This window comes from Pseudoalteromonas sp. OOF1S-7, assembly GCF_022347765.1.
Taxonomy (GTDB): Bacteria; Pseudomonadota; Gammaproteobacteria; order Enterobacterales; family Alteromonadaceae; genus Pseudoalteromonas.
In genome coordinates this window covers 42,117-55,131 of sequence record NZ_JAKRFZ010000023.1, presented here as the reverse complement: position 1 = coordinate 55,131, position 13,015 = coordinate 42,117, and the positions used below count along the sequence as shown (strand labels likewise).

Annotated in this window: 10 protein-coding genes; 7 read left to right on the top strand and 3 right to left on the bottom strand. The window is 50.3% G+C overall.

Translation table 11 applies throughout. The annotated features are described in order from the left end of the window. Positions 1 to 64 precede the first annotated feature (64 nt). Positions 65 to 841, top strand: a complete 777-nt coding sequence (gene fkpA / locus MHN33_RS21905) for an FKBP-type peptidyl-prolyl cis-trans isomerase (RefSeq protein ID WP_239401366.1) — start codon at positions 65 to 67, stop codon at positions 839 to 841. 113 nt (positions 842 to 954) lie between these two features. Here fkpA and rsd read toward each other — a convergent pair whose 3' ends face one another. Then, positions 955 to 1,428: a sigma D regulator gene (gene rsd, locus MHN33_RS21900; RefSeq protein ID WP_239401364.1), complete on the bottom strand. Its 474-nt coding sequence runs from the start codon at positions 1,426 to 1,428 to the stop codon at positions 955 to 957. Positions 1,429 to 2,069: 641 nt separating this feature from the next. Here rsd and hemE point away from each other — a divergent pair. Continuing rightward, positions 2,070 to 3,137, top strand: a complete 1,068-nt coding sequence (hemE, locus tag MHN33_RS21895; protein ID WP_239401362.1) for a uroporphyrinogen decarboxylase — start codon at positions 2,070 to 2,072, stop codon at positions 3,135 to 3,137. A 71-nt stretch (positions 3,138 to 3,208) separates the two neighbouring features. Here hemE and speE read toward each other — a convergent pair whose 3' ends face one another. Continuing rightward, the gene (gene speE, locus MHN33_RS21890; RefSeq protein WP_239401360.1) at positions 3,209 to 4,075 is read right to left on the bottom strand and encodes a polyamine aminopropyltransferase; all 867 of its coding nucleotides are present in this window, start codon (positions 4,073 to 4,075) and stop codon (positions 3,209 to 3,211) included. A gap of 238 nt (positions 4,076 to 4,313) precedes the next feature. Here speE and speA point away from each other — a divergent pair, with 238 nt between their 5' ends. The 5 genes from speA to MHN33_RS21865 all read left to right on the top strand — a co-directional run bounded on the left by speA (position 4,314) and on the right by MHN33_RS21865 (position 10,348). Continuing rightward, positions 4,314 to 6,194 carry a biosynthetic arginine decarboxylase gene (gene speA / locus MHN33_RS21885; RefSeq protein ID WP_239401358.1) on the top strand — a complete coding sequence of 627 codons (1,881 nt, stop codon included), beginning with the start codon at positions 4,314 to 4,316 and terminating at the stop codon, positions 6,192 to 6,194. 154 nt (positions 6,195 to 6,348) lie between these two features. Beyond that, on the top strand, positions 6,349 to 7,272 hold the full coding sequence (locus MHN33_RS21880) for an acyltransferase (RefSeq protein WP_239401356.1): 924 nt from the start codon (positions 6,349 to 6,351) through the stop codon (positions 7,270 to 7,272). Positions 7,273 to 7,297: 25 nt separating this feature from the next. Next, positions 7,298 to 8,218 (top strand): acetyltransferase, encoded by a 921-nt coding sequence (locus tag MHN33_RS21875; RefSeq protein ID WP_239401354.1) that lies wholly within the window; start codon positions 7,298 to 7,300, stop codon positions 8,216 to 8,218. Continuing rightward, positions 8,215 to 9,420, top strand: a complete 1,206-nt coding sequence (locus MHN33_RS21870) for a mechanosensitive ion channel domain-containing protein (protein ID WP_239401352.1) — start codon at positions 8,215 to 8,217, stop codon at positions 9,418 to 9,420. The genes MHN33_RS21875 and MHN33_RS21870 overlap by 4 nt, the downstream gene beginning before the upstream one ends. A 109-nt stretch (positions 9,421 to 9,529) precedes the next feature. After that, positions 9,530 to 10,348 carry a transporter substrate-binding domain-containing protein gene (locus tag MHN33_RS21865; protein WP_239401350.1) on the top strand — a complete coding sequence of 273 codons (819 nt, stop codon included), beginning with the start codon at positions 9,530 to 9,532 and terminating at the stop codon, positions 10,346 to 10,348. Here the strand turns inward: MHN33_RS21865 and MHN33_RS21860 are convergent. Continuing rightward, entirely contained in the window at positions 10,345 to 12,933 is a 2,589-nt protein-coding gene (locus MHN33_RS21860; protein WP_239401348.1) for a serine hydrolase, read from the bottom strand. The genes MHN33_RS21865 and MHN33_RS21860 overlap by 4 nt on opposite strands. Between the last annotated feature and the right edge of the window lie 82 nt (positions 12,934 to 13,015).

The window sequence follows — 13,015 nt, the reverse complement described above, 5'->3', positions numbered from 1 at the left end:
ACAAAGACACCCAACCAGGATAGTGATTGTCGCACTCTGAGCCTGGGTTTGTCGGAGAGAAAACATGAAACAAACAATTAAGTTATCCTTAGTGGCTGCCGCGGTTCTGGCACTGACCGCTTGTAATCAAAAAGCAGAAGAAAAAACAGCGAAAGTTGAAGAAGTCAAGCTGGAAACTGAAGTTCAGCAGCAGGCTTATGGTATCGGTGCATCGGTTGGTAACTTCCTGCAAAAAGATATGGCAGACAAAAAAGAGCTGGGCATTGAGCTGGATCAGGCACTGATCATGCGCGGTTTCAAAGATGCACTGGACGGCAATGCAAAGCTGGACGAAGCGAAAATTCGCGAAGTACTGACAGCATTAGATTCATCTGTGCGTGAAAAGCAAACGGCAAAAGCACAGGCGGACGCCGAGAAAAACAAGGTTGAAGGCGCTGAATTCCTGGCTGAAAATGCCAAGAAAGACGGTGTCAACGTGACTGAGTCTGGTCTGCAGTATGAAGTACTGAGCGAAGGTGAAGGTAAAAAGCCGGTTGCGACTGATATCGTCAAAGTACACTACAAAGGTACTTTACTGGATGGTTCTGAATTTGACAGCTCTTATGCACGTAATCAGCCTGCTACTTTCCCTTTGAATCAGGTTATCGCGGGCTGGACTGAGGGTCTTCAGCTGATGGCGGTTGGCTCTAAGTATAAGTTCACTATCCCTTCAGAGCTTGGCTACGGTGAGCGTAACCTGGGTAAAATCCCAGCGAACTCAACTCTGGTATTTGAAGTAGAACTACTTGAAATCCAGGAAGAGAAAGAGCAAGGTCACGACCACGCGCACGACTCAGAGTAATTTCTGTCTAAGCCCCATCAATCTGTGGGGCCCATAATACCAGGTATTAAGACCCAATAAAAAAGGACTCATGCGGTCCTTTTTTATTGTCTGTAATGCGTTTTACAGTGTGATCAGTCTTCACTGTGATTGGCGTAGAGGTTGTCAATCAGCTCATCTTCGAGCGCAAATCGCAGCTCCAGGGCTTCTCCCAGCTCGGAGAGATCTTTATCAAAGTCTGACATTCGGTTCTCTGATTGCATCTCGGCATATTTGTCGTTGAAGTCCAGTGCCAGATCGGTTGTATCCGTGATCCGTGGATACAGAGACTGCGCCAGTTTCAGGCTTTGTGGACCTTTCTCTTTGCAGGCGGCGACCAGGTTATCGTAAATTTCAAAGTGTCCGGCTGACAGGTAATCCATCAGGATCTGACAAAATGTCTGGATCTGTAGCTGGTCAGGCAGGGCGTGGTCATCCTGTTCGAAAGGTGACAGTCCTGCAACCTTACAATACAGCAGCAAAAGCTCCTGTCGTTCAGCTAACCAGTTGTCGATAACGCTATGGCTACCTCCCCACCTTTGTTGGGCTTGTTCTAAGCGTGACAGCATAGTTATCTCCTTAGCGGGTCATTATCTGCCCGTGGCTTGCCAAAAACATCGGCACAGTGTGACCCAAAACGGGGTCAAAACTTGACAGTGACCACCAAAAAGCGGTGATGCCGATTATGTTTATCTGTCCTCTATAAAAAGGAAATCTGATGCAAAGGTCAACCACTTTTTTTGTCAAGTGTGTAAATAACAGAGCGCGTTTCTGATGTAGGGGCGGGAATAGCTCTTGTTTACCCATTGCTTAATCTGGTTCACGGGAGAGTCAGAGAGTATGTTTAAAATTAGTTAAACAAAAAAGCCGCTCCAGGGGGTATTCCTGAGCGGCTATCAATGCAGTTTAGCAATAGAGCTTTATTATTATTGGTTTTAAAGGTGTTTTTATTCTTCTTAGCGCAGCAAATTTATAGCAAGCTTTTACCCTTGTTGCAAACAGTTTAATCGAGTGTTTTTAATCTGGTTTGTAATATGTTGAAGTAAAAGGGTTTTAATTTCATGCGATCTGAGCGAAAAACAACCTATCGAAAAGAAAACGTTTAATCCAGATCACAGTGACGGGAATTTGCATGCTGTTTCAATAGTGACGTATTGAAGTTAATGATACAATCTGAGCAATTTTTACAGCATTGGAATGAAATTACGCTATGAGCGAGTTGAAAAATGATCGTTATCTGCGTGCGTTGATGAAACAACCCGTAGATGTTACGCCCGTTTGGATGATGCGTCAGGCTGGTCGCTATCTTCCTGAGTACCGAGCGACCCGAGCGCAAGCCGGAGACTTCATGAGTCTGTGTAAAAACGCTGAACTGGCCTGCGAAGTGACCCTTCAGCCGTTGCGTCGTTACCCGCTTGACGCCGCGATCTTATTCAGCGACATCCTGACCATCCCGGATGCGATGGGACTGGGCCTGTATTTTGAAACCGGCGAAGGCCCTAAGTTTGAGCGCCCTATCAACTCGCTGAGCGATGTACAAAAGCTTCCTAAGCTGGATCCCACCGATGAGCTGGGCTACGTGATGAACGCCGTAAGCACTATTCGCCGTGAATTAAAGGGTGAAGTGCCACTGATCGGCTTCTCTGGCTCACCATGGACATTGGCGACTTACATGATCGAAGGCGGTAGCAGTAAGACCTTTGGTAAAATTAAGAAAATGGCCTTTGCCGAACCACAGACTTTGCACCTGCTGCTCGATAAAGTTGCGGACTCAGTCATTGACTACCTGAATGCACAGGTCAAAGCTGGTGCCCAGTCTCTGATGATCTTTGACTCATGGGGTGGGGTGCTAAGCCCACGCGACTACAAAGAGTTCTCTTTGCAATACATGCATAAAATTGTTGATGGTCTGATCCGTGAAAACGATGGTCGTAAAGTACCGGTCACCCTGTTCACCAAAAATGGCGGCCAGTGGATTGAAGCCATTGCAGCAACGGGCTGTGATGCGGTTGGTCTGGACTGGACGATTGACATTGCGGATGCCAGACGCCGCGTGGGTGACAAAGTGGCCCTGCAGGGCAATATGGACCCATCTATGCTGCACGGCACGCCTGAACGTATTCGTGAAGAAGTACAACACATCCTGTCTGGCTACGGCCAGGGGTCGGGTCATGTGTTCAATCTGGGTCATGGTATTACCCCGGATGTTGACCCGGAAAATGCCGGTGTATTCATCAACGCCGTGCATGAATTCAGCCGTCAGTATCATCAGGAATAACTGACAGACATAAAAAACCCGGCTGATGCCGGGTTTTTTATGTCCGAATAAACGCTGCCAGTGCGCAGGTATTAATCCTTGCTTTCAAAGGCCCGGCGCATAAACCCTGGGGTTGCGAGCGCACCTTTGTGGATTCCTGTGTTGTAGTACTCAGTGTCAAAGTTCGCCTGAGCGGCATCCTGTTCACGGAAGCCATTAAATGGCTCGCCTTTACGTGCCAGCGTTGCTGACCATAAACCGCTTGGGTAGATAGGCTGCGGGAATGGCAGGGTTTGCAGATCAGCAAAACCCACGTCCAGCATGGCCTGGCGCATTTCTTTCAGCAAGGTCATGTGCATCAGGGGAGATTCGCTTTGCTGCACCAGAATACCGCCCGGGCGCAGCGCCTTCAGGCAGCTGGTGTAAAAGGCGTGGTTGAACAGGCCTTCACCCGGTCCAACCGGATCGGTGCCATCGACGATAACCACATCAACTGACTCCGGTGCGGCGTCGTGCATATATTTTATACCATCGTCAAACATCACAGTGGCACGCGGGTCTTCATTAGAGGCACATAGTTCCGGGAAGTATTTTAATGCCATTTGCGTGACGACTTCATCAATATCGATCTGTGTCACAGTGTCGACATCCGGATGCTTGAGCACTTCACGGAGTGTACCGCAGTCACCACCACCAATAATTACCACATTCTTTGGTGCCGGATGAGAAAACAAAGCCGGATGACTCATCATCTCGTGGTAGAAAAAGTTTTCCCGGGTGCTGACCATAGTACAGCCGTCAATGATCATCAGATTGCCAAAGTCTGTGGTCTCATACATTTCAACATTCTGAAATGGCGACTGGATCTCGTCCAGTTTACGGTTGACGCGCAGTGAGAACGCGCTGCCATCACGGTCACTGATCTCAGTAAACCAGCGGTTTGCTTCTAAATTTGACATTGTTGCCTTCATGCAGATGTAATTTTCAGAGATTTTGCCAGCGCTTTCGCCCCAGCTCAATCTATTTTAGCGCATAAACGCCGACTCGGTTAGAGACAAGTGGCTTGCGGGCTTGCAAACTCGTGCAAGGAGTAACAACTGGCGGGCGTGTTTTGCGCTTAGGGTGGCAAAAGATTGTCACATCTTGGCCTAAAGTATTAAAATATATAGTCTGTAAAGCTAGTTAATAGAGATTGCCATGACCTGGGGTTTGCAAACCGCGCGTGCCACTTATAATGTTACTCACTGGAGTGAAGGATATTTTGACATCAATGATCAGGGTGAGCTGGTCGCTTATCCCGATGGCGATCGTGCAAAGCCGGCTATTTCGCTGGTTGAGTTAACCGAGCGTTTTAAGGAGCAGGGCCTGACTTTGCCTGTGTTGGTGCGCTTTACTGATATTCTCAATAGCCGTGTTGAAACCATGACACAGGCCTTCGCACAGGCCACTGCAACCAAGTCTTATCAGGGGCAATACACCTGTGTTTATCCTATTAAAGTGAATCAGCAGCGCTCCGTAGTGAGCAAATTACTGGCACATCCGAGTGGCCTGGTTGGTCTCGAAGCGGGCTCTAAGCCCGAGTTGATGGCCATTCTGGGGGTTGCTAAAGATCCCATCACCATTGTCTGCAATGGCTATAAAGATAGCGAGTTTTTGCGTCTGGCGATGATAGGCCAGGCGATGGGCCACAAGGTGCAAATCGTGATTGAAAAACTCTCTGAGCTGGATACTTTGCTCAAGGAGATCGCGATTTTGGGCATTGAGCCAGCCATAGGTATTCGCATCCGTCTTAATTCAATTGGTAAAGGCAAGTGGCAGAACACCGGGGGGGAGAAAGGCAAATTTGGCCTGACTGCCAGCCAGGTGCTCAGTGCGGTCGATAAGCTCAAAGCACAAGGCAAGTTGCACCTGATGCAATTGGTGCACTTTCATATTGGCTCGCAAATAGCCAACATCCGTGATATTCAGCGCGCCCTGCGCGAGTGTGCTCGCCACTATGCGGAATTGTCTCAGCTGGGCGTGCCATTAAAAACGGTCGATGTAGGCGGTGGTCTGGGTGTGGACTATGAAGGCTCCGGATCCCGCAGCGCTTGCTCAATGAACTATACCGTAGCAGAATACGCCCGCAATGTGGTCGGCGCGTTTGCTGAAGTCGCTGAGCAGCACGGGCTCCGTCATCCGGATATCATTACCGAATCTGGTCGGGCACTGACGGCACATCACGCGGTGCTGATCACTGATGTGATTGACGTTGAAAAAGCCCCATACCAGACCATCCCGAGTATGCCGGCACAATCTGCCCATCATATCCAGCAGGAGCTGTGGTCATCATTGCAAAGACTGACTCCCAGACTGGCCATAGAAACCTACCACGATGCCATGCACTTGTTTGGCGATGGCCATGATCAATATGTACACGGCCTGATAGACATGCAGCAATGGGCGCAAATTGAACAGCTGTATTTTACCATTTTGCAAAGAGTCAGAGAGTGCCTGAATATTCATTCGCGCTCTCACCGCGAAGTGCTCGATGAGCTGAATGAGAAACTGGCCGATAAACTGTTCGTGAACTTCTCTTTATTCCAGTCTTTACCTGATGTCTGGGGGATCCAGCAGCTGTTTCCGGTAATGCCTATTGCGGCGCTGGATCAGCCACTCACTCAGCGTGCAGTGATCCAGGATATCACCTGTGACTCGGATGGACAGATCCGGGAATACGTTGAAGGTGCGGGGATCGAGTCAAGCTTGCCTATTCCGCCTTATCAGCCTGGTGAGCAATATCACATTGCGATGTTTATGGTCGGGGCGTATCAGGAGATCCTCGGCGATTTACACAATCTGTTTGGAGACACGGATTCGGTTCATGTGGAGCTTACCGAGACGGGTTACGAGCTCAGCAATGCCATCAAGGGTGACAGTGTTGAAGATGTGCTGAGATTTGTACACTATGATAAAGCAGCACTGGCAGAGAACTTTACCATGCAGATCTCTACATTGTCAGTCGATGAGGCAACCAAAGCTGACTACCTGGCACAGCTGCATGCCGGACTCAGCGGCTATACCTATTTTGAAGACTAATTCGTCGGAAATCCATAAGTCTACGCCGGCTGCCTCACTAGTCTTGGCAGCCAAGGGCCCGGTATGATGTAATAGGGCCTGTTCGTCATTCTTATCTAATGGTCTGCTTGCTCCGTCAGTCAGGCCATCATCAGTCGTAGTAAAGGAACATTGCATGTCGCTAATCCGTCAGGTGCTGGGGTTACTGTTATACGCTATCAATACACTGGTCTGGTTTATTCCCATTTTTTTATTGGGTGTGATCAAACTATTGCCCATTGCACCTTTGCAAAAAGTCGCCAGTCGCATTGCCAAAGGGTGTGCCAGTTTATGGGTGGCAGGCAACAATCTTAATCAATCGGTTGTGTCGCCATTTCGTCTCACTGTCTCCATGCCAGACACGATCAAACCTAAAGACTGGTATCTGGTCATTGCCAATCACCAGAGCTGGGTAGATATATTGATCTTGCAGCGGGTGTTGCACCGTAAAATTCCCTTTCTGAACTTTTTTCTGAAAAAAGAGTTACTGTACGTGCCAGTACTCGGGCTTGCCTGGTGGGCGCTGGATTTCCCGTTTATGAAACGGACCAGTAAAAGTCAGTTGAAGAAAAACCCTAAGCTGCGTGGTAAAGACGTTGAAACCACGCGCAAGGCGTGTGAAAAGTTTAAAACCATGCCGGTAAGTATCGTTAACTTTGTCGAGGGGACGCGCTTTACAACGCAAAAGCATCAGCGTCAACACAGCCCGTTTAAGCATTTGCTCAAACCAAAAGCCGGCGGCATCGCGTTTGTGATGCAGGCAATGGGTGAGCAGATCAACCAGGTGGTGAATGTCACCATTCACTATCCGGGCGGTATTCCCAGCTTTATGGACTTTGTGGCCGGGCGTGTTGACGAGGTCAAAGTTCAGATCGAACTGATGCCGGTCAGTGCCGATCTGATTGGCGACTACAGCAATGACAACGAGTTCAGAGTACGCTTTCAAAGCGAGTTGAACCGGCTGTGGGCGCAAAAAGATCAGCAGTTAGAAGACCTGGTTACAAACCACAGCAGTCCCCAGGTGTCTGCTGAGCAGCATCAAAAGTCGCAGCAGCCCTGAGCATTCTTCAGGTAAAGGAGGTGGTATGTTGAGAAGGTTTTTACCAGCCTGGTTAGTCGGTATGCTAGCCACGATGATACTACTGGCCAATACCCTGTTGTGGGGGGTTGTGGTGTTTGCACTGGGGTTGGTGAAATGTATTTTGCCGCTGCGGGGGGTGTCAGACATATTGCACTGGGCGTATAAAGGCTGGTGCCGGGGCAATCGCCTGGGGCTCTGGCTGGGTTGTGCTGAGATATCGCTGGACTTGCCTGAGAAAATGAGCGAGCAGGCCTGGTATATGCTGGTGGCCAATCATATCAGCTGGTTAGATATTGTGGTGCTCAGTGCACTCGAGCGCTTACCGGCCCCTAAGTTTTTTCTTAAAGACGAACTTAAATACGTGCCGCTGATCGGCACCGGTGCCTGGGCGCTGGGCATGCCCTTTATGAAGCGTGCCAGCAAGGCGAAAATAGCCAAAAATCCTAAGCTTAAGGGCATGGATGTAGAACGCACCCGGCACAGTTGTCGTCATTTTCGACAGCACCCGACGACCGTGATCAACTTTGTTGAAGGTACCCGCTTTACTGCACAAAAACACCAGCGTCAGAGAGCCGGGTTTCAATATCTGCTCAAGCCTAAAGCGGGCGGAGTGGCTTTTGCGTTAGAGGTATTGGCGCAGCAACTGGACGGCATGCTCGACGCTACGGTGATTTACCAGAGCCCGGACCAACATATTTGCCGTAGCTTTATGCGTGGCAAGTTACAGCGAATTGACGTGCAGATCCGCTTAATGACAATGGACAGTGTACCGCTTGGCAATTATCAGACTGACAAGCAATATCGGGTGGCCTTTCAGGGGTATCTGAATCAGCTATGGCTGGACAAAGATGCACAACTAAAGGCGCACTGGGAGCAACAGCACGCGATGGGGACTGTGTGTGGCGATGAGGTGAAGCAAGCATGAAGGTAACGCATCTCAGTGAAGTGCTGGCCCCCTGGGTCGGCGCCACGCCCTATTCCGGCTTGCTGATACTAGGCACTAATGTTCTCGCACTGGTGATTTTGCTAGTGGTCTTTTGGCTGATCCGACAGTGGTTACTGCCACGTATTCAGCATTTTTTAAGTGAGTACTCAACATCCAAAATTGGCTTTCTTGCCCCCTATCTGAGCAAGTTCAGCGGGCGCTTCTCCCTGGTGATGTGTACGCTGATGTTCATTGCGTTTAAAGAAGCCCTGTTTATCGCACCGGTGTGGTTATTCAAAGTCTTTGGGGTGATCTCTCAGGTGTTGCTGGTGATCAGCATCGGCTTCTTATTGAGTAGCCTGGTCAATATTGTGAATGCGATTTATAACCAGCAGCCGTTTGCCAAGAGTGTGCCAATACAGAGCTTAGTGCAGGTCAGCAAATTACTGATTTTTATTGTCTGCGCCATTTTGGTGATCAGCCTGGCCGTTGATAAATCGCCCACCTATATTTTGTCCGGATTTGGTGCCATTGCTGCCGTGACCTTGTTGGTGTTTAAGGACACCATTTTGGGCCTGGTGGCCAGCATTCAGATAGCTGCAAACCGACTGCTTGCGACCGGAGATTGGATCCAGGTTGATGCATTTGGCGCAGACGGTGAGGTCATTGAAGTGGGACTCAACACAGTGCGGGTGCGCAACTGGGATAACACGGTTACAACTATCCCTACCTACAAAATCATCTCAGACTCGTTTAAGAACTGGCGCGCCATGCAGGAGTCCAATGGCCGGCGGATCAAGCGTGCTGTCTATGTCGACTTTGATTCAATTCAGCTGTTGAGCGAGGCTCAACTGACCAGGCTAAGCCAAACACTGCCCGAGGTTGCACAGATAATGCAAGACACGCCAGATCAGCAGTGGAATAATGTGTCTTTGTTTCGTCGATATGCCGAAACCTATCTGAAAGCGCACCCGCAGGTGAATCCGGATTGTCTGTGCATGGTGCGAGAGCTGGCACCCACGCAGTATGGGTTGCCCGTAGAGTTATACTGCTTTAGCCAGGATAAACGCTGGGTACCATATGAACATTTACAAGCTGACTTACTTGATCATGTGCTGACGGTATTGCCGTCTTTTGGGCTGCGCCCCTACCAGGTGATCTCAAGTCATCAAAGCGAAATAAATCTCAAAAAACCAGAGTAAGCTTTGTGCCCTTGTGTTATCTTAACAACTCAGATTTTATCTTTTTATGACATATTTGTGACATGGAGACGAATGAGGTTGCTGAATTGCCCAAGAGGTAGGTAGTGCAATGAAGTATTTTATAGCAATCATGCTGGTATGGAGCTTGTGTTCAACCAAGCGGGCCCTGGCAGATCATCAGCAAATTTTGGTCGCGATTGACCACGCTCCTCCCTATAGTGCTCTGGATGATAAGGGCAACGCCAAAGGCCTGATCCTCGATATTCTCAACTACATTAAACACCACAGTGATGAAGACATCGCTGTTAAAGCCGTGCCCTGTCCATTCTCTCGTTGTATTCGCATGCTGGCACAGGGTGAGGTGGATGTGATGGGTGGACTGGTCAGAACGGTGGATCGTGAGCAGCAGATGACGTTTGTAACACCCCCCTATATGGCATTGTCTTCTTCTTATGTTTTTTATGGTCATCAGCATAGTCAAATTTCAGTACAGCGCTACGAAGATCTGATTGGTAAACGGATTGCCATTATGCGAGGTGCGGCCTTTTTTCCTCGTTTTGACCAGGACACGCGCCTGGATAAGGTTGAAGTGCCCTCAGAGCGGGTGGCCGTCGATCTGGTCTTGAAAGGACGGGTCGATCTGGTGATTGCGGTGGAAGACACGGCCGACCTGGCAATGAATGTGCTGGCTCAGCCTGCGCATCAGCTGAAAAAGATGGACTATCGGCATACTCAGGTGATTTACGGCCATATGGCGATGAGTCGTTCATTTGCACAGAGCCAGGTGGGGCAGGCGTTTAGCGAGCACATGCGCAAGATGGCAAAAAACAAAGTACTTGATAAGCTGGTTGCGCCGTATCAACTCCCGGCAATCCCACCCCAACTGCTGTCAGAAGAGGCGGGCAGCACACAAACCCGTACGTTTTAAGGCTGGTTGGTCCCCGTCCGAGTGAAGCCGTAGCTGAAAGTGATCACCAGCTGCGCTATCTCATCATAAGCCTGAGCGCTGCTGTCATTGCCTGAATCCCCGTTGGTCAGCAGAACAAAACCGCGTTGCTGACGTAAATCACCGTAAATTTGGGTGAGCACGCCCGGATCATCGCCGCTGTGATAGATTTTTTCGCCATCCAGGCCCCAGAAAAAGCCTCGCTCTACCGAGATGCTCGGGATAGCCGTTTGCGGGCTCAGCATCGTTGCCACCGCGCTGGCTTTGAGCCCAGGCGCGCCGTTGAGCTTGCCCTGTTGCATGGCGGCTATCAGAAAATTCCCCAGGTCATGGGCGGTAGAGATGGCACTGCCTTCACCGTAGGTGATATTGCCGTAGTCAGGTAAAGGGATCAGAGTATGCGTCTGTGGGTGGTGAATATAGCGCTGTACCACGGGGGTGTCTGGCTGGGTAATGGCCCATTCACTGCGGTGCATTGCCAGTGGTGTAAAAACGCTGTCCTGGGTTAATTGAGCGAGGGGCTGTCCGCTTGCCTGCTCGGTGACATACCCTGCCAGTGCGGCGCCGATATTGGTATACACAGCGGCTTCATTATTAACCAGGCCAAAGCGGCTGACAAAGTGACTGGGCTGATAGTTGCTGCCGGACTGTGACAGGTACGCCGCAAAAAAATGGCCCAAATCTGTGTTTGTTGGCTCGCCACAGGCTTCGGTCTGAGTGAGTCGGTTATACAAACTGCTGCCGTCGGCATGTACAAAGTAATTACAGCGGTACACCTCCTCTGTGTCCATAATACCGCTGGTGTGGGTGATCAGCTGGCGTAAGGTAATGGCCTGAGATAAAGGAGCCGGAAAGTCGATGGCGAAATTCAGATAATCCATGACCGGCGCATCGAGATCAACGAGTTGCCGCTCAACCGCATCGGCAAGCGTAGCGCCCAACAGGGTTTTGCTCACAGATCCCAGATAGAAGCGGCTGTGTGCATCGACTGCAGTGCCCAGTTCATCCGAGCGGCCAAAGCCTTGCTGATAGACCGACTGGCCATCGTGAATAATATTAACGGCCACGGCCGGAATATTGCCCTGTTGCTGCAGCGCGCTCAGCTGGCGCTCAAACTCCTTCACTGTCAGCTGTGGTGTGGGATTTTTGCCGAGTAACGTCAGGGCGTGATCGTAACTTTCAAAGCGACCACTTTCGAGTGCATGCATAGTAAAGGCAGGCACGAAAATATCTGGCTGAATGCCACTGTGTTCATACAAAGTGCCGTGTGCATCCCGGTAGACTTCATTGGAGAGCGAAATTTCCCAGCCATTGGGTAAGGTGAAAAAACGCATGTCCGATAAGGCACCCGCGGTTTCTTCACCGAGCAAAGTGACCTGCGGCAGGTGCATCATGGCCAGGGTAAAGACCTCACCTGCGCTGATGGTTAGCTGGCTGGTCAGCAAATACACGGGTTGGGTGTATGCCTCGGGGTGAGCCTGAAGAGACTGACTGAGCAACACCCCCTGGCCCGCACGATTCAATGCTTGTTTGTTAAATGCCAGGCGCTTAGAGGTATTGAATCGGGAGGCGATGGCCAGAGCAATGGCATCATCGCCGCCAATGTTGTTGCGAATATCGAGGATCAAACCATCGGTATCGGCCAGCTCCGCGATGATGCGGTCTATCAGCGCTGTGGCTGCACTGAGGTGTTCGGTCTCGTCTGCATCCGGATCACTGCTGTACTGGGAGAAGTTATTGATCACCAGCACACCAATGTTGTCCTCAGTCTTACCCCATAGCAAGGTTTTCTCCTGCTGCCGGGCCCCAAAGCTGCCGATGCTGTCACGGCTCAGGTATTGCTGACTCACATTCAACGAGTCCAGCACCAGCTCAGAGAACACCTGTTCGTCGCTCAGCTGCATGTCGTAACGCAGATAATAGCTGGCGGTGCCCCGAGCCGCGCGCAAAATAGGGGCGTCCTTCATCACAAAAAAAGGACGCCCCGGCGTTCTGGCGACCGACACATGGCCATCGGCAAGCGGCGTAATCATCTCGGTCAGTATCTCAAACAGCGCGTCATCGGACATCTCGTCGTGGATTTTTGCACGGTAATGGGCGTATTGTGCTTGCCAGTCCATGTCGCGCAGGGCAAAGAAAGCATAGTAATCGTTAAATGCGTGCCAGAAGTATTCGAAGACCTGAGTTGGACTGGCTGTGGCATCGACGGATAGCGGGGAGCGGCAAACATCCGGAAGCGTCGCCTTACGCTCATAAATATGTGGATAGACTTCACCGGCATAGGTCAGTTGCAGTTGCGCTTTGCTGCGTTGCTGCGCCTGGGTTATCCGCGGCTCAGTGCTGCTCTGTGGCAGCCCAATTTGTGCAACTTTAATACATGCGTGCGTATTAAATTCATAGCGTTGCACGCGCTGTGGTGTGATATCAAGCACTTCACCATAAGCGGTTTTTTGCCACACGCCGGGATGCTTTTGTACTGCGGTGCGATGATCTGTGGTGTCGCCGCAACCACCGAGCAGTGCGCTGATAATGAGTCCCGAGGCGAGAAGAGAAAAGCCTTTAACCATAGTGATATCCCTTACTGAGTGAGCCAAATGTTTAACTGGTGTGTGCTCAGTTTAAGGTTCGGGGACTACGTGCGCTGTTAGC